The sequence below is a fragment of the Duganella sp. AC237 genome (assembly GCF_979254035.1).
Genome location: NZ_CEEDEW010000003.1, coordinates 3,845,089 through 3,868,853 on the forward strand (window position 1 = coordinate 3,845,089; position 23,765 = coordinate 3,868,853).

At 64.5% G+C, this 23,765-nt stretch carries 17 protein-coding genes; 9 read left to right on the top strand and 8 right to left on the bottom strand.

Annotated elements, in window-relative coordinates; translation table 11 throughout:
• The first annotated feature begins 24 nt into the window (after positions 1-24).
• From tssM to tssA, 4 genes are read left to right on the top strand one after another with little or no spacing between them, the layout of a single operon-like run.
• Positions 25-3,972, top strand: a complete 3,948-nt coding sequence (gene tssM, locus AC0IYS_RS17010) for a type VI secretion system membrane subunit TssM (RefSeq protein ID WP_471708897.1) — start codon at positions 25-27, stop codon at positions 3,970-3,972.
• Positions 3,969-4,952, top strand: a complete 984-nt coding sequence (tagF, locus tag AC0IYS_RS17015; protein ID WP_090313439.1) for a type VI secretion system-associated protein TagF — start codon at positions 3,969-3,971, stop codon at positions 4,950-4,952. The genes tssM and tagF overlap by 4 nt, the downstream gene beginning before the upstream one ends.
• Before the next feature lie 35 nt (positions 4,953-4,987).
• Positions 4,988-5,767: an OmpA family protein gene (locus tag AC0IYS_RS17020; protein WP_471706274.1), complete on the top strand. Its 780-nt coding sequence runs from the start codon at positions 4,988-4,990 to the stop codon at positions 5,765-5,767.
• A 27-nt stretch (positions 5,768-5,794) separates the two neighbouring features.
• The gene (gene tssA, locus AC0IYS_RS17025) at positions 5,795-6,859 is read left to right on the top strand and encodes a type VI secretion system protein TssA (protein WP_471706275.1); all 1,065 of its coding nucleotides are present in this window, start codon (positions 5,795-5,797) and stop codon (positions 6,857-6,859) included.
• Positions 6,860-7,082: 223 nt separating this feature from the next.
• On the opposite strand, the gene tssH is transcribed toward tssA, so the two are convergent.
• From tssH to AC0IYS_RS17065, 8 genes are all read right to left on the bottom strand, one after another.
• Positions 7,083-9,752, bottom strand: coding sequence for a type VI secretion system ATPase TssH (gene tssH / locus AC0IYS_RS17030; RefSeq protein WP_471706276.1), 2,670 nt, complete (start codon positions 9,750-9,752; stop codon positions 7,083-7,085).
• 52 nt (positions 9,753-9,804) lie between these two features.
• A complete protein-coding gene (gene tssG, locus AC0IYS_RS17035) occupies positions 9,805-10,887 on the bottom strand; it encodes a type VI secretion system baseplate subunit TssG (RefSeq protein ID WP_471706277.1) in 1,083 nt (360 codons plus the stop codon).
• Complete coding sequence (gene tssF, locus AC0IYS_RS17040) at positions 10,851-12,695, bottom strand: type VI secretion system baseplate subunit TssF (RefSeq protein WP_471706278.1); 1,845 nt, start codon at positions 12,693-12,695, stop codon at positions 10,851-10,853. The genes tssG and tssF overlap by 37 nt, the downstream gene beginning before the upstream one ends.
• A 1-nt stretch (position 12,696) precedes the next feature.
• Positions 12,697-13,188, bottom strand: a complete 492-nt coding sequence (gene tssE, locus AC0IYS_RS17045; protein WP_471706279.1) for a type VI secretion system baseplate subunit TssE — start codon at positions 13,186-13,188, stop codon at positions 12,697-12,699.
• Between the two features lie 269 nt (positions 13,189-13,457).
• Complete coding sequence (locus AC0IYS_RS17050; protein WP_090313453.1) at positions 13,458-13,949, bottom strand: Hcp family type VI secretion system effector; 492 nt, start codon at positions 13,947-13,949, stop codon at positions 13,458-13,460.
• 44 nt (positions 13,950-13,993) lie between these two features.
• Positions 13,994-15,478 (bottom strand): type VI secretion system contractile sheath large subunit, encoded by a 1,485-nt coding sequence (gene tssC, locus AC0IYS_RS17055; RefSeq protein WP_471706280.1) that lies wholly within the window; start codon positions 15,476-15,478, stop codon positions 13,994-13,996.
• 3 nt (positions 15,479-15,481) lie between these two features.
• Entirely contained in the window at positions 15,482-15,991 is a 510-nt protein-coding gene (gene tssB, locus AC0IYS_RS17060; RefSeq protein ID WP_471706281.1) for a type VI secretion system contractile sheath small subunit, read from the bottom strand.
• A gap of 67 nt (positions 15,992-16,058) precedes the next feature.
• Complete coding sequence (locus AC0IYS_RS17065; RefSeq protein WP_471706282.1) at positions 16,059-16,643, bottom strand: hypothetical protein; 585 nt, start codon at positions 16,641-16,643, stop codon at positions 16,059-16,061.
• A 272-nt stretch (positions 16,644-16,915) separates the two neighbouring features.
• On the opposite strand from AC0IYS_RS17065, the gene tssK reads away from it, so the two are divergent.
• The 5 genes from tssK to AC0IYS_RS17090 are packed head-to-tail and all read left to right on the top strand — an operon-like array spanning position 16,916 to position 23,765.
• The gene (gene tssK, locus AC0IYS_RS17070) at positions 16,916-18,262 is read left to right on the top strand and encodes a type VI secretion system baseplate subunit TssK (protein WP_471706283.1); all 1,347 of its coding nucleotides are present in this window, start codon (positions 16,916-16,918) and stop codon (positions 18,260-18,262) included.
• Positions 18,263-18,272: 10 nt separating this feature from the next.
• Positions 18,273-19,055: a type IVB secretion system protein IcmH/DotU gene (icmH, locus tag AC0IYS_RS17075; RefSeq protein ID WP_471706284.1), complete on the top strand. Its 783-nt coding sequence runs from the start codon at positions 18,273-18,275 to the stop codon at positions 19,053-19,055.
• Complete coding sequence (locus AC0IYS_RS17080) at positions 19,055-21,772, top strand: type VI secretion system Vgr family protein (RefSeq protein WP_471706285.1); 2,718 nt, start codon at positions 19,055-19,057, stop codon at positions 21,770-21,772. The genes icmH and AC0IYS_RS17080 overlap by 1 nt, the downstream gene beginning before the upstream one ends.
• Before the next feature lie 27 nt (positions 21,773-21,799).
• Entirely contained in the window at positions 21,800-22,732 is a 933-nt protein-coding gene (locus tag AC0IYS_RS17085) for a DUF4123 domain-containing protein (protein WP_471706286.1), read from the top strand.
• Positions 22,733-22,757: 25 nt separating this feature from the next.
• Positions 22,758-23,765: a polymorphic toxin type 15 domain-containing protein gene (locus AC0IYS_RS17090; RefSeq protein ID WP_471706287.1), complete on the top strand. Its 1,008-nt coding sequence runs from the start codon at positions 22,758-22,760 to the stop codon at positions 23,763-23,765.

A 23,765-nucleotide genomic window follows, 5' to 3' on the forward strand; every position in this document is an offset into this window, starting at 1 on the left:
CTTAGCCCCTTTAGCCCCACTATGATGCAACGATTCTGGCTCTTTCTCACCGCTCGTTTCAGCCTGGCCGTGATCGGCTTCGCGGCCTTTGCCGCCGCGCTGCTGATCGCCGCCGCCGTCTTCGAGATTTCCTTTAAATGGGTATTGATCGTGCTGTTGGGCGCGCTGCTGCTATACGGCGCCGTCTGGCTGTTCAAGCGCTATCGCCGCCAGCGCTCCGGCGCCGCCTTTGGCGGCATGCTCGAGCAGCAGACCGGCGCCCCCAAGGCCGATGCCGCCCAGCGCGAAGAAAACGAGGCGCTGCGCAAGCGCATGCTCGACGCCATCGGCACCATCAAAACCTCCAAGCTGGGCCAGCTCTCGGGCGACGCCGCGTTGTACGAGCTGCCTTGGTACATGGTGATCGGCAACCCGGCCGCCGGCAAGAGCACGGCGATCGCCAGCTCGGGCCTGCAGTTCCCCTTCGCCGACAGCAAGATCGTCCAGGGCGTGGGCGGCACCCGTAACTGCGACTGGTTCTTCACCACCGACGGCATCCTGCTCGACACCGCCGGCCGCTACTCGGTCGGCGAAGAGGACCGTGGCGAATGGCTCGGCTTCCTCGGGCTGCTGAAGAAATACCGCAAGCGCGCGCCGATCAACGGCATCATCATCGCCGTCAGCGTTGCCGAGCTGACCGGCAGCCGTCCCGAGTTCGCCATCAACCTGGCCAAGAACCTGCGCCAGCGCGTGCAGGAGCTGACCGAAAAGCTGGAAGTGCACGCCCCGGTCTACGTGGTGTTTACCAAGGCCGACCTGATCACCGGCTTCAACGAGTTCTTCCAGGACGCCGAACGCGGCGAGCGCGACAAAGTCTGGGGCGCCACTCTGCCGTACAGCCAGACCAGTTCCAAGCAGGACGTGCTGGAACAGTTCGACCAGCGCTTCGACGAACTGTACGACGGCCTCAAGGACCTGAGCCTGGCCAACATGGCCTTGCAGTGGCGCGAGCGCATGCCGCCGGGCGTATTCACCTTCCCGCTGGAATTCAGCTCGATCAAGGGGCCGCTGCGCACCTTCATCGCCACCCTGTTCGAGGAAAACCCGTTCCAGTTCAAGCCGGTGTTCCGCGGCTTCTACTTCACCAGCGCGCTGCAAGAGGGCGAATCGGTTTCGGCCTCGTCCGAGCGCGTCGCCCACCGTTTCGATTTGCAGATGCTGCCGGCGGCCCAGTCCGAGGTGCACGACCAGCACGGCTACTTCCTGCTCAACCTGTTCCGCAAGGTGATCTTCGCCGACAAGGACCTGGTGGCGCAGTACGCCAGCCCGGCCAAGACGCGCATGCGCTACGCCACCTTCTTTGGCGCCATGGCGCTGGTCGGCCTGGCGCTGGGCGGCTGGAGCTGGTCCTACCTGGCCAACCGCCAGCTGGTCAACAACGTCCAGGCCGATCTGGCGCAGGCCGTCAAGGTGCAGGAAAAACGCCTGGACCTGGCCTCGCGCTTCGAGGCGCTGGAAATCCTGCAAGACCGCATCGAGCAACTCGAGTCGTATCGTACCGACCGTCCGCTGTCGCTGGGCTTCGGCCTGTACCAGGGCGAGTTCCTGGAGCGCAAGCTGCGTGAGGAATATTTCTCCGGCCTGAAGGAAGTCATGCTCAAACCGGTCGGCCAATCGATCGAAGCCTTCCTGGGCGAAGTCAACAGCGGCGCCGACAAGCTCGAGCCGATGTCGCGTCCGCCGCAATCGGGCGCCGTCAACGCCGCCGCCACCGCGCCGGTGGTTGGCGCGGTGGCCGGTGCGCCTGCCGCAGCCGCAGCCGGCAGCGTGCTGCCCGCCGTGGCCCCCGGCGCCGCGTCTGGCGCGCTGCCCGGCACGGTCGCGCTGTCGCCGGCCGCCGCCGTCAACTTCGGCGCGCTGCAATTCAAGGACGCCAACCCGGCCAACGTCGAGGACGCCTACAACGCGCTCAAGACCTACCTGATGCTGACCGACAAGTCGCGCGCCGAAGCGAGCCACCTGAACGACCAGCTGACCCGCTTCTGGCGCGTCTGGCTCGACAGCAATCGCGGCACCATGCCGCGCGAGCAAATGATACGCAGCGCCGAGCGCATGATCTCGTTCTACCTGAGCCAGATGAGCGACCCGTCGTGGCCGACCATCGAACCTAAATTGGCCCTGGTCGACCAGAGCCGCGACAACCTGCGCAAAGTGGTGCGCGGCCTGCCGGCGCGCGAACGCGTCTACGCCGACGTCAAGGCGCGCGCCGCCACCCGCTTCCCGTCGATGACGGTGGCCCGCATCGTCGGCGAGCAGGACAAGGAACTGGTGGTGGGCAGCTACGCCATCCCGGGCACCTTCACCCGCGAAGCGTGGGACAAGTTCATCCAGGAAGCCTTCCGCGACGCCGCCAACCGCGAGCTGCAAAGTTCGGACTGGGTGCTGAAAACCGCCGCCAAGGACGACCTGACCCTGGAAGGCAGTCCCGAGCAGATCCAGAAGGCGCTGGTCGAGTTGTATAAAAACGACTACGCCAAGGAATGGCAGAAGTTCATCCAGGGCGTGAGCATCCGCGAACTGAACGGCTTCGACCAGGCCGCCAGCGCCATGAACCGCCTGGGCGATCCGCAAGCGTCGCCGATCGACAAGCTGATCAAAACGGTCTACGAGCAAACCTCGTGGGACAACCCGTCGCTGATCGACGCCGGCCTGCAACGCGCCCAGCGCGGCGTGGTCGAGTGGTTCAAGCAAACCATCCTGCGCCAGAAGCCGTCCGGCATCGACGTCAACATCAACACCAGCGCGGCCCCTGGCGCGGCGCCTATCCCGATGGGTCCGGTCGGACGCGAGTTCTCCGGCGTCGCCAAGCTGGTGGTCAGCAAAGACAAGGGCGCGACCTTGATGGGCGGCTACATGGACGCGCTGTCCAAGCTGCGCGGGCGCTTCAACCAGATCAAGAACCAGGGCGACACCGGCCCCGGCGCCAAGCAGTTCATGCAGCAGACGCTAGACGGCACCGGCTCCGAACTGGCCGAGGCGCTCAAATATGTCGACGAGCAGATGCTGGTCGGCATGACCGACCAGCAACGCCAGGCCATCCGTCCGCTGCTGGTGCGGCCGCTGATGCAAACCTTCGCCGTCATCGTGCGTCCGACCGAGACCGAGGTCAACAAGGTCTGGACTGCGCAGGTGCTGGAACCGTTCACCCGCAGCCTGGCACTCAAGTATCCGTTCGCGCCGGAATCGCGGGTCGAAGCGACCGACGCAGAAATCGGACAGATGTTCGGCCCGGACGGCGCGATCGCCAAGTACTTCAACACCACCATCGGACCGCTGGTGGTGCGCCGTGGCGACACCCTGAGCGCCAAGACCTGGGCCAACATGGGCATCAACCTGGCGCCGGGCGTGATCAACAGCTTCCCGAGCTGGGTGGCGCCATTGTCGGCCGGCGGCGTGGCCGCCCAGGCCGGCGCGGCCGAGTCGCAGACGCGCTTCGACGTGCAGGCGCTGGGCGCCACCGGCGCCACCGAGTTCACCATCGAGATCGACGGCCAGGCGCTGCGCTGGCGCGGCCAGCCGCAGCCGTTCGTCCACATGGTATGGCCAAATCCGCAAGGCACGCCGGGCTCGCGCATTACCGCCATCACGCCGGAAGGCCGCACCGTGGTGCTGCTCAACGAGCCGGGCCATTTCGGCCTGAAGAAGATGATCGACGCCGCCAAGCGCACCCGCAAGGATAGCGGCGTGTTCGAGCTAAGCTGGGAGAACAGCAATGTCGTCGTGCGCGCCAACCTGAAGATCGTCGGCACCACGCAGGCGGCCCCTGCCGCCGCGCCGCCACCGGGCGCGGCCGCCGGCTTCCGCCGCATGCGCCTGCCGGAAATGATCACCGCACCGGCGCCGGTCGCGGCTCCCGCAGCCCCTGCCGCAGCCGCCACCCCGGCGGCAGCCGCGCCGGCGGCGGCCCCGGCCGCACCAAGGAGCCAGCCATGAGCCGTGCCACCCCGATCTCCATCGGTTACTTCGGCAAGATTCCCAGCCGGGGCGACTTCGTCAAGGCCAGCGAAAATCCGGCCCTGATCAACATCCTCGACGCCTGGCTGGCGCAGGCGATGGACCTGCTGAGCGCCGACACGCGCTGGAAGCTGACCTACGACGCCCTCGCGCCGCTGCATTTCGCCTTCATCGGCCCGCGCCGGGGACGCGCCATCGCCGGCCACATCGTCGCCAGCAGCGACCAGTCGAAGCGCCGCTTCCCGTTCCTCATGATGAGCACGATGGACGTGGAAGACCCGGCCGGATTCGTGCCCAACAGTCCGCTGGTGCTGTCGCGCCTGTGGAACCGGTTCGAATCGCTCAGCGCCGGCGTGCTGGCCGCGCCCGAGCCGGCCGGCGCGCTGCAAGCGGCCGCCGCCACCACCATCGACGTCGACTTGCGCAGCGCCGCCTACGAGGCCGCCTTCAACGATTTCCTCGACCTGCAAACGGTCGGCGGCCTGGACGCCATGCTGGCGCAGACCGGCTTCCCCGGCTCGGTGCGGCAAGTGCTGCTCGCGCTCGGCCTGCTGCTGCAGCCGGTCATGGCCAGCAGCTCGAGCCGGCTGGAGAAAAGCCTGGTGCTGCCGCTGCCGTCCGACCCGATGTACCGCAATTTGGTGGGCGCGTTCTGGATGCACCTGATCACGCCGTTCCTGATGCGCGCCGACTTCGAACTGTCGCTGTTCACCACCCGCCTGGGCGGGCGTCCGGCGCTGGTGCTGGGGTTTAGCGGCGCCTCGGCGCTGACCCTGCAAGCGATCATGGACCCGCAGGCCGGCCTCGAGCACCACATCGCCTTCGACGAGCTCGACTGGGTCGAGGAGCAGGTCGACGCCGACTACGCGATCAAAAAGGTCTCGACCTACCTGGCCCAGCCCAACCTTTCACTCAAATCGGCCTGCGACTCCGTGCGCGCGGCCTTTATCGGAACTTGATCATGCGTTTTATCCGGACAGCTGTATTAATTAGTATGACTGCGGGTCTCACAGTCGGTCTCGCCGCCGGCTTTGTTGGCACGGCGGCCGCGCAGGCGGTGCCGGCGGCGGCCACGCCGCAGCCCGGCCAGGTGCTGGCCAGCGGCACCGTGCCCGACGAAGCCACCAAGGCCGCCGTGCTGGCGCGCCTGCGCGACGTCTACGGCGCCGACAAGGTGGTCGACCAGATCGCCGTCGGCCAGGTGGCGCAGCCGGCCAACTGGAACAACTACGTGCAAAAGCTGATCACGCCCAACCTCAAGCAGATCAGCCGGGGCCAGCTCAAGATCGACGGCAGCACCGTCAGCGTGCGCGGCGAAGTGGCCAACGAGGCGCAACGGCAAAAGATCGCCAGCGACTTCGCCACCAGCCTCAATCCGACCTATGTCGTGAATAATGGCTTGCGCGTCTCGGCCGCCGAGCAAAACATCCTCGACAACACGCTGGGCAACCGCATCGTCGAATTCGAAAGCGGCAAGGCGACCTTGACGCCAACCGGCCAGGCCATCCTCGACCAGATGGGCGCGGCGATGCAAAAGCTGCAAGGCCGCAAGGTGGAAATCATCGGCCACACCGACAACCAGGGCTTGAAGGCCAGCAACCAGAACCTGAGCCAGGCGCGCGCCGAAGCGGTCAAGACCTACCTGACCGGCAAGGGCCTGAACGGCGACATGCTGACCGCGTCGGGCCAGGGTTCGGACCGACCAATCGCCAGCAACGACACGCCGGACGGCCGCGCGCGCAACCGCCGCATCGAGTTCCGCATCGCCCAGTAACCGGGTCACCACATTCAAAGGTAACGTATGTTTTCAGCAGAACAATTGCTCGCCCCGATCAGCCCTGGCGCGCCCGCCGGCCAGGATTTGTCGTTCTCGCCGGATCTGGACGCCATTGCCCAGGCGCGCCGTTTCGACGACCCGTCGCTCGACCAGGGCGAGTGGGTTACCGAACTGAAGGAAGCGGACTGGGACTTCGTGGTGCGCCGCTGCGCCGCCTTGTTGCAGGAAAAGAGCAAGGACTTGCGGCTGGCCGTGTGGCTGACCGAGGCCGGCGCCAAGACGGCTGGCCTGGGGGCCTTGGGCGAAGGTTTCAAGCTGCTGGCCGGGCTGTGCCGGGATTACTGGGACCAGGGTTTGTATCCGGAATCGGATGGCGACGACCACGACCAGCGCATCGGTAACCTGAGCTGGATCTTGGGACGTGTGCCGGCGCTGCTGCGCGAGATTCCGCTGACCGAGGGTCGCGGCACTGCGTATTCGACCATCGATTTCGAAGTGGCGCGCAAGCTGGCCGCCGCCGCCAACGGCAACAACTCGTCCGGCAATCCGGGCGCCAAACTGGCGGAGATGGAAACGGCGCGCAAGAATAATTCGGCACAGTTCGCGAGCGCATTCGCGGCCGATGCGCAAATGTGCCTGGATGCGTTGAAGGAGCTGGAGCTGGTCGCCGATGAGCGCCTGGGCGTGGACAGCCCGGGATTCTCGACGGCGCGCGATGCCTTGCAGACGTTGCAGCGGATGGTGCCGGCGCCGGTCGCCGGCGGTGGCGCGCCGGAGACTGAATTGGCGGACAACGCTTATGTGGGCTCGGCGGCGGTCGATTTCACGCACGATGGCGGCCAAGTGGCGGCGCCGGCCCCGTCCGGCCCGCCTGGCGCGATCCAGACGCGGGCGCAGGCCTTGGCGCAGTTGCGCGCGGTGGCGGCGTTCTTCCGCCGCACGGAGCCGCACAGCCCGGTATCGTATTTCGCCGACAAGGCCGCCGATGCCGGCGAGCAGTCGTTGCACGATTGGTTGCGGTCGGTGGTCAAGGATCCGAATTCGATGGCGCACATCGAAGAGTTGTTGGGCGTAAAACCGGCGGAATAAGATAGGGCCGCCGGCGGCTTACACATGGCGGATTACGGCGTTCCGCCTGATCCGCCCTACGTGTCTCTTCGTAAACGCGCACCACACGGGTAAATGCGGATGCGGCGGCCTTGGACCACGCCGCCCACGCGGATACACGTAGGGCGGATTAGCGTAGCGTAATCCGCCATGCATGAGCCACCACAAAAGCAAGACGCGGCCACCGGCCGCGCCCCACCTCCCATTACTTGATGGTGTACTTGAACTGCCCCTTCTTGTCCGCGCTGACCTTGATCTTGGAGATCGTGGCGCCCTCTGCCATCTTGGCCAACACCGATTCGGCGACTTCCGGCAACAAGCTTCCGTTCAGAATATTGTCGACATTGCGCGCGCCCGAATCCACCTCGGTGCAACGCGCCAGCACCGCTTCCACCAGCGCCTCGTCGTACGTCAACTCCGCCTTGTGGTTCTCGGAAATCCGGCGCGCGATCTTGCCCAGCTTGAGCTCGATGATCTTGACCAGCACGTCATCGGCGATCGGATAGTACGGAATCACCTTCAAACGCCCCAGGAAGGCCGGCTTGAACACCTTCATCAGATGCGGACGAATCGTCTGCTCCAGCTGCTCCGGCGTCGGCATGTCCTTCGGCTCCTTGTTCAGGCAAGCCTGCATCATCGTGCTCGACGCCACGTTCGACGTCAGAATGATGATGGTGTTCTTGAAGTCGATCTCGCGACCCTCGGCGTCATCCATCACGCCCTTGTCGAACACCTGGAAGAACAACTCCATCACGTCCGGGTGCGCCTTCTCGACCTCGTCGAGCAGCACCACGCTGTACGGATTGCGACGTACGGCCTCGGTCAGCACGCCGCCCTCGCCGTAGCCCACATAACCCGGTGGCGAGCCCTTCAGGCCCGACACGCTGTGCGCTTCCTGGTACTCGCTCATGTTGATGGTGATCAGCTTGCGCTCGCCGCCGTACAGCACATCGGCCAGCGCCAGCGCGGTCTCGGTCTTGCCGATGCCCGACGGGCCGACGAACAGGAACACGCCCTTCGGCTTGTTTGGATCGTCCAGATTGGCGCGCGAGGTGCGCACGCGCTGCGCCACCGCTTCGATCGCATGCGGTTGGCCCAGTACGCGTTCTTCCAGCATTTCGTTCAGCTTGAGCACGGTCTTGATCTCGTCCTTGACCATCTTGCCCAACGGGATGCCGGTCCAGCCGGCAACGATCTCGGCCACCACGTGGCCGTCGACCTGCACCGGCACCATCGGCGCCTCGCCCTGCAAGGCCTTCAATTCCTTGATCAGCGCCTGCACGCCGGCCGCCGCGTTCTTGGCCGGGGCTTTCTCGGCGCCGGCTGTTTCCAGTTCCAGGCGCGCCGCCTTGATCTTTTCGGTCAGGCCCTTCTCCAGTTCCCAGCGCGCGGCCAGCGTGCCGTGTTCGTCGCTCGCCTTGGCGCGCTCCGAGCGCAGTTCGGCCAGGCGCGCCGCATGGCTGCCGCCGCCGCTTTCCTCACGCGCCAGCGAGGCGATCTCGGCGTCGATGCGGTCCAGCTTTTTGACCAGGTTCTCGATCAGGGCCGGCGTGGCGTTCTGGCCCAGCGCGACTTTCGCGCAGGCGGTATCTAGCACGCTGATGGCCTTGTCCGGCAGCTGGCGGCCCATGATGTAGCGGTGCGACAGGCGCACCGCGTAGGTGATGGCCTCGTCGTAGACGCGCACGTTGAAGTGTTTTTCCATCAGTGGCGCCATGCCGCGCAACATGGCGCAAGCCAGTTCCTCGCTCGGCTCCTCGACCTTGATGACCTGGAAACGGCGCGCCAGCGCGGCGTCCTTTTCGAAGTATTTCTTGTACTCGCCCCAGGTGGTGGCGGCGATGGTGCGCAGCTCGCCGCGCGCCAGCGCCGGTTTCAGCAGGTTGGCGGCGTCGTTCTGGCCGGCCGTGCCGCCGGCGCCGATCATCGTGTGCGCCTCGTCGATGAACAGGATGATGGCGTGCGGGCTTTTCTTGACTTCGTCGATGACGTTCTTCAGGCGGTTCTCGAACTCGCCCTTGACGCTGGCGCCGGCTTGCAGCAGGCCCATGTCCAAGGTGTGGATCTCCACGCCTTTCAGCACGTCGGGCACGTCGTCCTGCGAAATGCGCAGCGCCAGGCCCTCGACCACGGCGGTCTTGCCGACGCCGGCCTCGCCGGTCAGGATCGGGTTGTTCTGGCGGCGGCGCATCAGGATGTCGATCGCCTGGCGGATTTCCATGTCGCGGCCGATCACCGGGTCGACCTTGCCGTCGCGCGCGCGCTGTGTCAGGTTGGTGGTGAACTGGTCCAGCGCCGGGGTCTTCGATGCGGCCTGGCCCGCCAGTTCGCCGACCGGGTCGCCACCGGCGTCCTGCTCGCCGGCCGGCGCGCCCTCGCCCGCCGCCACGGCTTCCTGCGAGCCCTCGGTCAGGTAGTCGAGCTTATGCTTGATCTCGTCGACATTGAATTTATTGAACAGCTTTGAGCCGCGATAAGCCAGCTGCGCCAGTTCGCTGTCGGTCAGCAATGCCTGCAGCAGGTGGCCGCTGCGGATGCTGCTCTGGCGGCCGGCCTGGATGTCGAGCGAGGCGATCAGCCATGCGTTTTCAAACAGCTTCGGCAGGCGCGCCGAGAACACCGGCGTGCGCGTGTTGCCGGTCTTCAGGCGCGACACCTCGGCTTGCAGGTCCGCTTCCAGCATCGGAATGCTGATGCCGTTCTTGCGGGCGATGACGACGAAGTCGCTCTTCGGCTGTTCCAGCAGCGCCAGGAACAGGTGTTCGAGGTCGACCTCGAATTGGCCGAGGCCCACGCAAATGCTGGCCGCGCGCGTGGCGGCGGTGCGGCTGGTGTCGTTCAGCTTGCCGATCAGCGTCTTCAGGTTGATGCTCATAGCGCGATTTTCCTTGTTCGATTAATTAAGTTCGGATTTGCAGAATGAAGTTTTACAGCGTATGAATTTCGTAACGCACGTCGGCGCGGTCGCGCGCCTCGCCCCCGGTGATGAGGAAACTGTCCCAGCCCAGACGGCCGCCGGCGCGCTCGTCGCTGAGGGTCACGCCCTCGACGTCGGCCGCGCGCAGCACCAGTTGCACCTCGTATTCGAGGGACAGGCCGGTGAACATGGTCAGCATCTTTTCCAGCGCCTTGGCGGCCTTGCCACCGGGCAGGAAGGAATCGAAGCTGGCGCGCGGCAGCGGACCGACCGTCAGCAGCATGCGCAGGTCGCGCTGCCAGACCCGCTGGCCCACCAGCGCGCTGGTGCCCAGCTGGGCGTTGGCGCCGCCCAGCGCGCTCTGCTGGCCCGGCGGCACGTCGTACCAGGCGCCGATGAATTGCGTCACCGTGATGCGCTGGCGGAAGTACTCGCTCAGCACGTGGCCGATCGACACCGCCGACGCCGGCCGATGCCGCATGGCCGCCGCGAAATAGCCGATCGATTCGTCGAGCACGCCCTCGCCGCCGTCGGACAGGCGGTGCTTGAGCGACTCGTTGCCGACGCCGGCCAGCGACAGCAGCAATGGCAAAAAGCGGTCCTTGCCGTCGATCTGGTATTTCAGTTCCAGCCGGTACTTGCGCCACGATTCATAGAACAGCGCCAGCGCCCGGTTGGAGAAGGTGTCCAGGAAAGCGCGCGGGCCGTCGTCCTTTTCGTACAGCGCATGCGCGGCCACGCGCTCGGTGTAATGCGCCGGCAAGGAACCGGCCGTGCCGAGAAAGCCCATGAAGGCCGGCGTGATGCGGATATATCTCAGTTCGCCGTTGCGGAGCGCCTCGCCCAGCGCCAGACTGTCGCGGCCGATCTCGCGCGGCTCGGTCTGCATCGATTCGAGCTGGCTGGCCGGAAAATTCAGCGACAGCGAGTTCTGGAAGCGCAGAAAGCTGGCCACGGCCTGGTCGTGCGGCAGGCCGTTGCGCTTGAGCCAAAGCTCGAGCATGCGCACCGCCTGGAAGAACTGGAAGCGGTACGGCTGCTCGAACAGGCGCTCGATTACACTAGGTTCAAATCGCCGCTTCGTGGTGTGCATCGCAACAGCTCCTCCCCTGATTTCTTGGATACGACCACCAATTGCGTGAAGCTGTTGGCGTGCACGTACAGGCCGAGGAAGCGCTCGACGATATGGGTGAAGGCGTGGATGCCGCTACCGACGAAGGCTTCCTCGTCGATGGTGATGCTGACCTCGGTGCCGCGCACCAGGCAGGCGAACGGATTGCCCGGCAGCCAGTGGTTGGCGGCCTTGCTGGCGATCGCGTGGATGCCGCGGATCTGGCGCTGCGACGTTGGCGAGCGCGGCAAATCGTACAGGGTCAGCATCTCCTGGAAGGCGTCGACGCCGCTGCCGGCCAGCGACAGGTGGTTGAGCGACAGGTGCGAGATCAGGCGCCAGTGGGCGCCACGGCCGCGCTCGAAACGGTGCGAGTCGGTCGGCCGCCGCAGGAAGGTGATGCTGCGCACGCTGGATCCGCCCTCGAGGAACAGGTCGCCGCCGCGCATGCCGTAGGTCAGCGACGCCGGCAGGTCGCGGTTGGTGCAGGTCAGCTCCAGGCTCAGGGTGTCGGTCTCGATGGCGGCGGGATCGAAGTCGATGTCGACGATCGATATTTCCGTCTCGTAGCCGGGGCTCTTGCGGGCGATGACCTCGTCGCGCCGCATGACCCAGTAGTGGCCATTCTTTTCCGGCGTCTCGCCGTGGCGCAGCGAATAAAACGGCCGGAATTCGATCACCGATTCGCCCTGCGGCGTCTGCCGCACCAGCTTGACCGAGTCGATCGATTGCACCTCGAAGGCGTAGGCGCGGCGGGCGTCGGCCAGCACAGGATAACTGGCGGTGGTGTGGGTCACGCGGATCGGCTCGCCACGCTGGCGGAACAGGTTGACCACCGGCGTGCAGCCCAGCAGCAGGTTGTTGGTCGACATGGTGCCCAGCATGCGGGCGGTGTTGGAATCGGTGCGCAGGCCGCTCATGCCAAGGTGCAAGGTGAAACGCTTGCAGCCGGCCGGCAGCGACACGCCGATCGCCGACAGGTCGATGTCGATGAAATTGAATTTTTCCGGGAAGCAGAAATACTCGGTCAGCAGCCGGTAGGCCGGATGCGAGCGGGCCGAGAACGGGATCAGCGATTCGTCCTCGCCGAAGCCGGCCGGCCATACGGGCACCGCCGCGAGCGACGTCCAGCGGCCGTTTTGCTCCGGTTCGACCCAGGCCTTGACGGTGCGCAGGAACAGCGCGTCGCGCAGCGCGGCGCAAAACGACGGCTCGCCGTCGATGAACACGCGCAGCATTTTGATGCCCAGCTGCGACAGCGTGACCTGCGCGGCGGTCGTTTCGATGGTGATGCTGAGGCCGGAGGTGACGTTGGGCGGCAGCATCACCGCCTCGGGCGCGTCGATGATGGCGGCGAACGATGCGTGCGACAGCGCGATCGGCGCCACGGTGACCGGATAGGCGGTGCGGAAAGTGCAGGCGACGCCCTTGACCGGGCGCGTGTCGAGCTCGGTGCCACGGGCGATCTCGGTGGCCGTGGTCAGCTGCGCGGCGGCGGCGCTGTAGTCCATGCGCGCGATCGAGCACGACGGGAACGGCCGCAGGTAGTGCGGATACAGCACCTCGAACAGCGCCTCGGTGAATTCGGGGTAGTCGTCGTCGAGCCGCTTGGAGATGCGCGAGTTGAGCAGCGCGAACGACTGGATCATGCGCTCGATGTGCGGGTCTTCGCAGACCTCGCCGCCCATCAGCAGGCGGCCGGCGATTTTAGGATAGCGCTCGGAAAATTCGCGCGAATAGCGGCGCAGAAAACCCAGCTCCCGTTCGTAGTACGGTAACAGTTCTTCCAAGTCAGACTCCCGGCGACGCCAGGCGGCGCGCCTTGCTAATAGTGTAATGTAGGCTCGACGGCTGCAGGACGGCGTCGAAATTGACCGGCTCTTGCGCCGCGCTCACCACCAGCAGCGCGGTGATGGCGAAGTTGAGGCGGTTGATCGTGCCCTCCTGGATCTCGAGCGAGGCGCGCACGTTGCGCAGGCGCGGCTCGTGGCGGCCGATGGCCTTTTCCAGGCAGGTGCAGATGTAGGCGCGGTCGTCGGCGCTCGACAGGCTGAGGCCGGCAAAATCGTTCAAGCCGTAGGTCAGGATCGAGCGGCCGCACTCGGGGAATTTTTTGATCAGCTCCTCGCTGATGACGGTGCGCGTGTTGAGCAGCGCTTCGAGGTCGCGGGCGACGGTGTCCTTCAAGTCCTCGATCGACATCCGGGACACGGTGGCACTGGTGGCGCCGTGGACGGGCGCGTCCATCAGGCGGTCGAACAGTCCCGGCGAAAAACCCTTCATGTGCATCCTGAATATCAGTGTTAAAACTCGATGTCGGAAATAGTGCGGCGGCCGCCACCGCGTCGGGCGGGGCGGTTGCCACAATAAGTCCAGCTTTCGCGTCCGTCCCCTACCCGTTCGCGGCGGCATGAAGCCGCCACAAGGGGAGCGGGCGCGATGGCGAACGGGGCGCGGCGAGCGTCATGGCGCACGCGCGTCGTCCCGTATCGCCGGCGTCAATTCCGCAGCGTCCCGACGACACCGTGGAATTCACAGCGTATTGGGGTAACTTAGGCCGTCTTGTTGGCCGACAGATCCCAACCGCCCGAGGTGTTGCCACCCGAACCGCCACCGATCTTCTGCTGGGTGTACTTCCACTTCACTTTCGAGTACTTGATCGACACGTGCTCGGACAGGATGTCGCCTGGCTGCACTTGCGGTGCGACGCTGCTGATCAGCACGTTTTCCAGTTCGATTTCGAAGTACTTGATGCGCTCGCCCTGGCCATCGGCGCGCAGGAACTCGAACTTGGCCTTAGGAATGGTTTTACCCGAGGAGCACGTCTGCAGCAGCAGAGGAGTCGACAGGTCGGCCAGCTTGGCGATCACGATCTCTTTGTGCTCGGTGCGCTCGGCGGTGTGGCCGCCGGCCGACGAGGCGGTCGCCGATTTAGGCTGCAGCACTTCCCACTGGACCGATTTGCACTCGATCCAATCTTTGTGGGTGCTGTCGGCGGACTCGCCTTTGATGCCGTCGATTTGCAGATATACGTCGATTGCCATGGTATTCCTTTCGGTTTTGGATTGAACAACTAAAAATTAAAACATTAAGACTTGGTCGATTGAGGCAGCTCCGCGACCAGACGGAGTGAAACGGACAGCTCGTCGAGCTGGAAGTGCGGGCGCAGGAACGACACGGCGCGGTACACGCCAGGACGTCCCGGCACTTCGGATACTTGCACCGACGCCTCACGCAGCGGGAACTGGGCTTTCTGTTCCTGGCTGGCGTTGTCGTCGAGTAGCACGTATTGGGTCAACCAACGGTTGAGGAAGTCCTCGACGTTGGAGGCGGCGGCGAAGCTGCCGATCTTGTCGCGCATCATCGCCTTCATGTAGTGGGCGATGCGCGAGACGGCGAAGATGTATTGCAGCTGGGCCGACAGCACGGCGTTGGCGTTGGCCGCGTCGGTGTTGTACTTCTTGGCCTTTTGCGTCGACTGCGCGCCGAAGAAGGCGGCGTAGTCGGTGTTCTTGCAGTGCACCAGCGAGATGAAGCCGAGGTCGCTCAATTCCTTCTCGCGGCGGTCGGTGATGGCGATCTCGGTCGGGCACTTGAGCGCCACTTCGCCTTCGTCGGTCTTGAAGGTGTGGGTCGGCAGATCCTCGACCAGGCCGCCGCCTTCGACGCCGCGGATGGCGGCGCACCAGCCGTAGTCCTCGAACGCGTTGGTCAGCTTGGTGCCGAAGGCGTAGGCGGCGTTGCACCACAGGTATTTGTGGTGGTCGGTGCCGTCGACGTCCTCGACGAAATTGAAGCCCTCGACGGTCATGCCGTCGGCCGGGTTGAACGGCTGGCGGCCCAGGAAGCGCGGCAACGTCAGGCCGACGTAGCGCGAATCCTCGGACTCGCGGAACGATTTCCACTTGGCGTACTCGACGGTGTCGAACACCTTCGACAGGTCGCGCGGCTTGCCCAGGTCGCTATAGGTCTCCAGGCCGAACAGCTCCGGCGAGGCGGCCGAGATGAACGGCGCGTGCGAGGCGGCGGCCACGTGCGACATCTGCTCGATGAAGTACATGTCTTCCGGCTGGCGGGTGATCTCGAAGTCGCCGATCAGCGAGCCGAACGGCGCGCCGCCGAACGTGCCGAACTCTTCCTCGTAGACCTTCTTGAACATGGTCGACTGGTCGAACTCGAGCGCGCTCTGGAAATCCTTGACCAATTCCTTCTTGGTCGCGTTGAGCATCTTGATCTTGAGGTTCTGGCCGGTCGAGGAATTCTTGACCAGATAGTTCAGGCCGGTCCAGCTCGATTCGAGCTTCTGGAATTCCGGCGCGTGCATGATGGCGCTGAGCTGCTTGGAGATCAGGCTGTCGAGCTCGGCGACGCGGGCGTCGATGGTGGCGGCCAGGTTGTCCGACACCACGACGGTGCCTTCCATGACCTGGCTGACCAGCTCGGAGATGATGTCCTTGGCGCGGGCGTGCTCGACGCTCGACTTGGCGACCTTGCTCTGCTCAACGATCTGGTCGAGCAGCGCCAGTTCGGTGGTGGCCGCGCCGGCCGACGTTGGGGAAGTTTGGACGGACATGGCTCAATCTTTCTTCGGGGTGGTTTGCTGGCCCAGTTCGGCCAGCTTCTCGGTGCTGTGCAGGACGTCGTTGAGGATGTCTTCGAGCTTGTCGTTGCCGGCCAGCTTGTTGCGCAGGTCGGCCAGCTTGGTGCGCGCCTCGAGCAGCTTGCGCAGCGGCTCGACTTGTTCGACGACCGCCTCGGGACGGAAATCGTCCATCGACTTGAACTTGAGGTCGACGGCGAACTCGCCGCCGCCCTCGCCCAGCTCGTTGGCCACGCGGAAGGCGGCGCGCGGCTCGACGCCCTTGAGCACCTCGTCGAAGTTGTCGCGGTCGATGTTGACGAACTTGCGCTCCTTCAAGCGCTTCTGTTCGACTTCGGAGTTGCCGCCGAAATCGCCCACCACGCCCATCACGAACGGCAGCTCTTTATTTTCGATCGCATCGCCGATCTCGACGTCATAGGTCATCTGGACCCGTGGCGGGCGCACCTTCTGCAGGCGCTTCTGAACACTCTCTTTTTTCGACATGACATCCCCATTTCAAAAATAAACAGCGGCGTCGCGGCGACGCCACCGGGTGGAATTACTTAAAAACTTACTTCAGCGCGTCGAAGGGGTCGGCCTTCGGTTCGCGGGCCGGCTGCTTGGCGCCCTTTTTGGCTGGCGTCACGGCGCGCTGCGCCGGCGCAACCGGCTTGGCCGGCGGCACCAGCACCTGCTCGCCCAGGCTCTCGCGCAGCAGCTTGGCCAGGTCCTGCGACTCGGTGCGCAGCGAACCGGACAGATTGTTCTGACGGCTCAGGTCTGCAAGCGCGCGGGTCGACAGGCGCAGGCCGCTGATGGCGATGATGCTGTTGGCCAGCTGGTCGTTGGGGTCGCGCACCAGGATTTCCTGGGCGTTGACGATGGCTTCGCCGTACTGGCCGGCCTCGTACTTGGTCTGCGCCATGCGGGTCCACGGGTCCTTGTCGGCGGGATAGGCGGCGGCGGCCTGCTTCCACAGCGCGATCGCCGCTTCCTTCTGGCCGGCGCTGTCGGCGGCGGCGGCCTTGCCCATGACTTCGGCGATGGTGGGTGGGGCCACGGGCACCTTGACCACCGGCGCGGTGGTACAGGCGCTCAGGGCCAGGATGCAGGCGGCACCGCCCAACAGGCGGCGAAGATGGATCGATGTACTCATGTGTTCCTCAAAAGTCAGGGGTGTTAAAGGCGGGAACAGTTGCTATAAACTGTTGCCAATTTCTCATTTTTCGGCAGAATATCATAAATTTAATTCTTTACCTCGTACAATACGAACTGAACCGTACACCGTTACCGAGAAGAAAGATTATAAAGCTTAGCACGTTACGCAGAAGAAACTCTCACAGTACGCCAGAAAATGTTATTGTTCTGGCAGTTGTGATTGGGCACTAATTTTTGACGGTCCGCAGGCATGAGGCGATAAGGCATTCGATGAGCATCACGGGAAAACTTTTATGGGGCGAGGGACTGTTCCTGCGTCCCCAGCATTTTCAGCAGCAGGACCGCTACCACGAGCAGCGGCTGCACGACAGCGTCAAGGCGCTGCACCCTTACGCCTGGGGCGTCAGCCAGTTGCAGCTCGACCGCGACGCCCTGCACAACAACACCTTGCGCCTGCTCGACCTGGCGCTGGTGTTCCAGGACGGCGAGATCTACCACGCGCCCGGCGCCGACGAGCTGCCGGCCGAGATCGACCTGAGCAATATTCCGCAGTCGCAGCAGGCGCTGACGTTCTACGCCGCCCTGCCCGCGTTCAAGCATTTCGGCGGCAACTTCGCCCCCGAGGGCCAGCCCAGCAACGCCGCCCGCTACGCCCAGAGCAACCTCGACACGCCGGACCTGTACACCCAGGCCGCGCACGCGCAGCTGACGTACCTGAAGAAAACGCTGCGCCTGGTGTCCGAATCGGAGCCGCGCGACTCCTACGTCAGCCTGCCGCTCCTGCGCCTGCGCCGGCTGTCGACCGGCGGCTTCGAACAGGACCCGTCGTTCATTCCGCCAAGCCTGTCGATCCGCAGCGCGCCGCTGCTGTTCCTGCAACTGCGCCGCCTGCTGGACGCGCTGCAGGCCAAGGTCAACGCGCTGTACGGCCACCACCGCGAGCCAAGCAAGCACGTCATCGAATTCCGCTCCGGCGACATGTCGTCGTTCTGGCTGCTGCACACGGCCAGCTCGGCGTATGCGTCGCTGAGCCACTATTTCCACCATCCGACCCTGCACCCCGAGCGGCTGTACGAACAACTTCTGGGCCTGTCGGGCGCGCTGATGACCTTCTCGAAGGGCATTTCGCTCAGCGACCTGCCGCAGTACGACCACCTCGACCCCGGTCCCGGCTTCGCCCGCCTGCACGGCATCATCCGCGAGTTGCTCGACACGGTGATTTCGTCGAAATACTTCGCCATCGCGCTCAACGAGGTCAAGCCGTCGTACCACCACGGCATGCTCGACTCGGGCAAGATCGACGCCCAGACCACGTTCTACCTCGGCGTCTCTGCCGATTTGTCCGGCGTCGAAATGGTCGACGTGGTGCCGCTGCGCTTCAAGATCGGCGCCCCGGACGACGTCGAAAAGTTCGTGCTCTCGGCCATGCCGGGCGTGCGCCTGACGCACGCGCCGCAAGTGCCGGCGGCCGTGCCGGTGCGCCCCGACACCTATTATTTCGCCCTCGAAGCCAAAGGTCAGATGTACGAGCGCATGCTGCAGGCGCAATCGATCTCGATCTACGTTCCCGCCGGCATGCGCGATCTGAAACTGGACCTCGTCGCCGTCACTTCCTGAAGACCAACCCATGACTACTAGCGCCCCTCCTTCCCTGATCCCCGGCGGCCAGCCGGCGTTTTCGCCGGCCATCGCCGCCGGCCCCGGCACCGAACACACGCTGATGGACCTGATGTACGACGGTTTCTACGCGCTGTTCATGCTCAAGAACGGCAACGGCCCGCAAGCGAACGCCGACTTCATCAACAAGATGACGCAGTTTCTCGACGACTTCAGCCGTGGCGCCAAGAAGCAAGGCGCCTCGGCCGACGACATCGACAACGCCAAGTACGCCTTCTGCGCGGCGGTCGACGAGATCATCCTGCGCTCGCCGTACGGCATCCGCGACGCCTGGGAGCGCCGCCCGCTGCAACTGGTGCTGTTCGGCGACCAGCTGGCCGGCGAGAACTTCTTCAACCGCCTGGAAAGCCTGCGCGCGCGCGGCAGCGCCCACCTGCAGGCGCTCGAAGTGTTCCACATGTGCCTGCTGCTGGGCTTCCAGGGCCGCTACATCATCGAAGGCTCGGAAAAGCTGGCCTACCTGACGGCGCGCCTGGGCGACGAGATCGCCCACATGAAGGGCAAGAAATCGGGCTTCGCGCCGCACGCCGAGCGCCCCGACCAGATCATCCACAAGCTGCGCAACGACGTTCCGCTGTGGGTGCTGTGCTCGGTGTTCGCGCTGATCGGCGCGCTCGGCTACATCGGCCTGCGCAGCATGCTCGGCCACGGCACCGAAACCAGCATGGCCGCGTACAACGACGTGGTCAAGCTCGCGCCCAAGCAAGCCAACCTGACCATCACGTTGCCGTGATGAGCATGCCCGACCTGCCGGGCTCGTCCTTGGTGGACGGGCTGTTCGGAACCGGCCTGAGCCAGCATGCGCGCCTGATCACGCTGGCCAGCGCGCAGGACTCCACCCTGCCCGAGTCGCTGATGCCCGAGCGCTTCACGGGCCGCGAAGCCGTCAACGAGCTGTTCCGCTTCAACATCGACGCGCTCAGCACCTCGACCGATCTGGAACTGGCCGACTTTATCGGCGAGGAAATCACGCTCAAGCTGCTGCAGGCCGACGGCACGCGCCGCGCCTGGCACGGCATCTGCACCGACGCCGCCTGGCTGGGCGCCGACGGCGGTCTGGCGCGCTACCGGCTGCGGCTGGAGCCGGGCCTGGCCCTGCTCGGCCTGCGCCGCGACAGCTATATCTTCCAGGACAAGAACGCGCAAGACCTGATCACCGAACTGCTGGCCGATTACAAGCAGGTGCGGTTCGAGTTCGACGTCACGCAAACCCTGGTGGCGCGGCCGATCTGGACCCAATACCGCGAAAGCGACCTCGAATTCCTGCAACGGGTGCTGGCGTCCGAAGGCCTGAGCTGGCGCTTCGAGCACGACCAGGAAGAAGGCGCGGCCGATGCCGAAGGTGGCGGCCAGCAGCAAGCCAAGCACAAGGTCGTCTTCTTCGACAGCAAGGCCGTCGCGCCGGAGACGGTGGGCGGCGCCGCGCTGCGTTTCCACGGCGTGCGCGCCACCGACAGCGACGACGCCATCGACGAATTCAACGCGCTGCGCCGCATCCAGGCCAACGCCGTCACCATCAGCAGCTGGGACCCGGCGCAACTGGTGGCCCCGGCCGCCGAGCAAGCGACGAGCCTGGACATCGGCGAACTGCCGGCCTTGTCGATTTACGACGGCAGCGCCGAGCGGCGCCACGCCGACAGCGCCGCCGCCGATCCGCACAGCCGCCTGATGCTGCAAGCGCTGGAGCTTGACAACAAACTGTTCGAAGGCCAGGGTTCGGTACGCCGCCTCGCGGCCGGCCACGGCTTCCAGCTGACCCAGCACGAGCACTATGCCGACGGCGCCAACAAGTTCACCGCGCTGTGGGTCGAGCACGAGGGCCGCAACAACGTCGAACCTGCCCTTGGAGGCTTGGGCAAGTTGATCGGCGCGGCCAAGGCCGGCCTCGCCACCTTGGCCAAGTTCGCCGGCGCGCAACTGGAGGCCGGCACCTACCGCAACCGCTTCGCCTGCGTGCGCGACACGGTCGCCATCGTCCCGCGCGCGGCTGCCGAGCGTTTCAGCGGCGCCTCGCTGGGACCGCAAACGGCGCTGGTGGTCGGCCTGCCCGACGCCATCAACACCACCACGCGCGAGCACCAGGTGCGCATCCAGTTCGCCTGGCAACGCGGCGCCGGCGCCAACGCAGGCGGCCTGCCGCACAACACCGACGACAAGGGCAACGCCCCCGGCAACGACGGCTCCGGCACCTGGGTGCGCGTGGCCGAAGCGCTGGCCGGCCCCAACTGGGGCTCGCAATTCACGCCGCGCATCGGCACCGAAGTGCTGGTCGACTTCATCGAAGGCGACATGGACCGCCCGCTGGTGGTCGCACAGCTCTACACCGGCGCCGACACCCCGCCCTACTCGGCCGGCGTCGACACCGACATCAACCACGCCGGCGTCATCTCCGGCATGCACAGTAATAACTTCGACGGTGGCGGCTACAACCAGTGGGTGGTAGACGACACGCCGGGCCAGCTGCGCACACGCCTGGCCACGTCGAGCGCCGCCACGCAGCTGAACCTGGGTTACCTGGTGCAGCAGACGCCAGGCTCGGCGCAGCGCGGCAGCTATCGCGGCCAAGGGTTCGAGCTGCGCACCGACGCCTGGGGCGTGCTGCGCTCGGGCGAAGGCATGCTGATCTCGGCCACCGCGCGCGCGCAGCAAGGCGCCGGCGTCACGTCGACCCAGCTCGACAGCGCCGAGGCCACCGGCCTGCTGCGCGCCGCCTCCGAACTGAGCAAGAATCTGGCCGACGCCGCCGCGCAGCAAAACGCGCTCGTCAGCAAGGACGCCAACCAGGCTCAGATCGACTTCATCACGCAGATCGATCCGGAGCAAAAAGGGAAATTCGAGGGCGCTGTTGGCGGGCACGATCCGTTGAAGGCCACGGCAGGAGCGCGCGATCTCGACAGCGGCGCGCCGGTGGAGAAATTCGGCCAGCCAGTGGTGCTGATGGAAGCGCCGGCCAGCATTAACTGGGCCACGCCCGCTTCCACAGTGCTGTTCGCCGGTGGGCAGTTGCAGTGGACCACGCAGTCCGACATGCACATGGCTGCCGCGTTCACGGTGGCGTCGGTGTCGGCCAACGCGACCGGGTTGTTCACGCATGCTGGTGGAATTCAGGCGATCGCGGCCAACGGGCCGGTGTCGCTGCAGGCGCATACCGATCAGTTGGAGATTCTGGCCGACAAGGCGATCACGATCGTGTCGGTCAACGACGTCATCGAAGTCAAGGCCAACCAGAAGATCGTGCTGCAGGCCGGGCAATCATCGGTGACGCTGGAGGGTGGGAATATCACCTTCGCCTGTCCGGGAAATTTCACGGTCAAGGGCGGACAGCATATCTTCCAGGGCGGCGGCAGCAGTGCGGCCTCCATACCTGCCCTGCCTAGTGCGAGCACCACGATCTGCCTTGAATGTTTGAAGAAAGCGGCACTGCAAGGCAGCAGCTTCTTGCGCCGCTAACGCCCTACTCGCACGGAAAATCTTACGATGAACAGCCATTCCTCCGCGCCCGACGAGGGCCAAAAAGTCGACAACACCTACGCGTTGATCGACTGCGCCGCGCACGATGACGCCTTCGCGCAGCTGACGACACGCTTTCCTGATGCGCAGTGGCGCTCGCTGTTCGCCGACACACCGGAGGCGCATCTGCAATCTGCCGCGCCGCTGCTGATTGCGCTCGACCCAACCGCCGAGGACAAATCCATCTTCATGTGGCTGATTGAGAAGGAACGCGCGCATCCGAGCGTCACCTGGATCAAAAGTCACTTCGGCCTGCCCACCTTGGCCATGATGTTGACACGCCGGCTGCAATGCCGGATCAACGATGACGAAGATGTCGTGCTCCGTTTCTACGACCCACGCATTCTGTTGGGCCTGTCCTCAGCGCTGACGGGGCCGCAAAAGAAATTCTTCTTCGCGCCGGTCAGCAGTTGGACCGCTTGGGAACCTCGGCGGGAGGCGTACTACGGCGTCGATCCGGAGCCGGCCACCCCTGCCGAAATCGCCGCGTTCTCGGTGGTTCCCATCAGTCTCGACGAGCGCCAGCGCGAGCAACTGATGTACTACGACAAGGAAGCACTGTACGACAGCATCATCGCGCACTGGGAGGAAAACAGCCCCGAAGCGATCGAGGGAATGGAAGCCGACATGCTGCGTAACATAGCTATTGCCGCCGTGGCGCGCTGCGCCGGTTACGGTATTCACAACGCCAACGACCAGCACCTGTTCGCGGGTTTGATGATGCGCGTGTCGCCGTCATTCGACGCCCATCCGATGGTGCGCAGCTACCTGCGCGACGAAGAAATAGCGCCCGAAGAGCGACTGAGCCAAATGATCGAGGAATTGCCGGATGCGATCTGGCGTCAGATCGGCGAGCAAAAACGCTACGAAGCGCTGTTCCAACACGCACTACCGGCATGACACAACTTACGCAAAACGAGAACTTATGACTGGCGGATTTAATCTAACCGAGCGGATACAGACCGTCACCAAAAAGCTGGCCGACGTCAACGCTGAGATGGCGTGGGAAGCGGCCGGCACTGCTGCGGACGTGGCCGGCATGGTCGATCCGACGCCGATCTCGGACGCGGTCGGTGCCGGCATTGCGATACGCAACGGCGACTTCCTCGGCGCTGGCTTGAACGTAGTGGGTATGATCCCCTACCTCGGTGACGCGGTGGCGAAACCGATCAAGGCGACGCGTGTCGCCAAGCGAGTTCTCGCGCTCAAAGAAAAAGCGACCTTGTTGACCAAGGAATTGGCCGACCTCAACGCGTTGAAAAAGAAAGAGGAAGCAGCGGAACTGGCGGCCAAAGAAGCTAAAATCGCAGCAGACGCGAAAAAAGCGAAGGACGCAGAAAAGGCCGCTGCGGAGCAAGAAAAAGCGGCAGCCAAGGCTAAAGATAAAGATTGCGAAGATTGCGCCAAGTCCGGTAAGCCTCTCAAAGAAATGAAGCAAGTCGAGGTCAAGCCTTGCTTTAGCGCTAAACGGCTAGGCGCATCCAGAGCTCAAGAATTTGCCGAGCAATTGAAGCGTCAGGAAGATGCCATTAACAAAATGACGGTGAAAGAGTTCCAAGATGCGCGAGCTTATTTCAGTAAGAACAAGAGAAAAGGGACAGGCGCAGCGCAAAAAGAAGCGCGGACCGAATACGAAAAACAGTTGGCGCGCAGTTTGAGGGAAAAATACGAAAAAACTGAGCTTCCGTCAATTGCAAGAGAAAAGGCGAAAGCTGAGGCTAAGCTGAAAATGCAGGATATAGCTGCACTTCACGAACCCGATATGATTGCCGGTGGCAAAGACGCAGTGACAAACATGGGTGATAAGCGAGTAAATTCGTCGATAGGTAGCCAGTGGAGAAATCGGGTTCCTGTTTTAGACGAGGCGGCCGCGAAAGTTGATCCCGCAGACGCAGCAAAAACAAAAATGAATGTAAAACTTGAAAATTGTTAA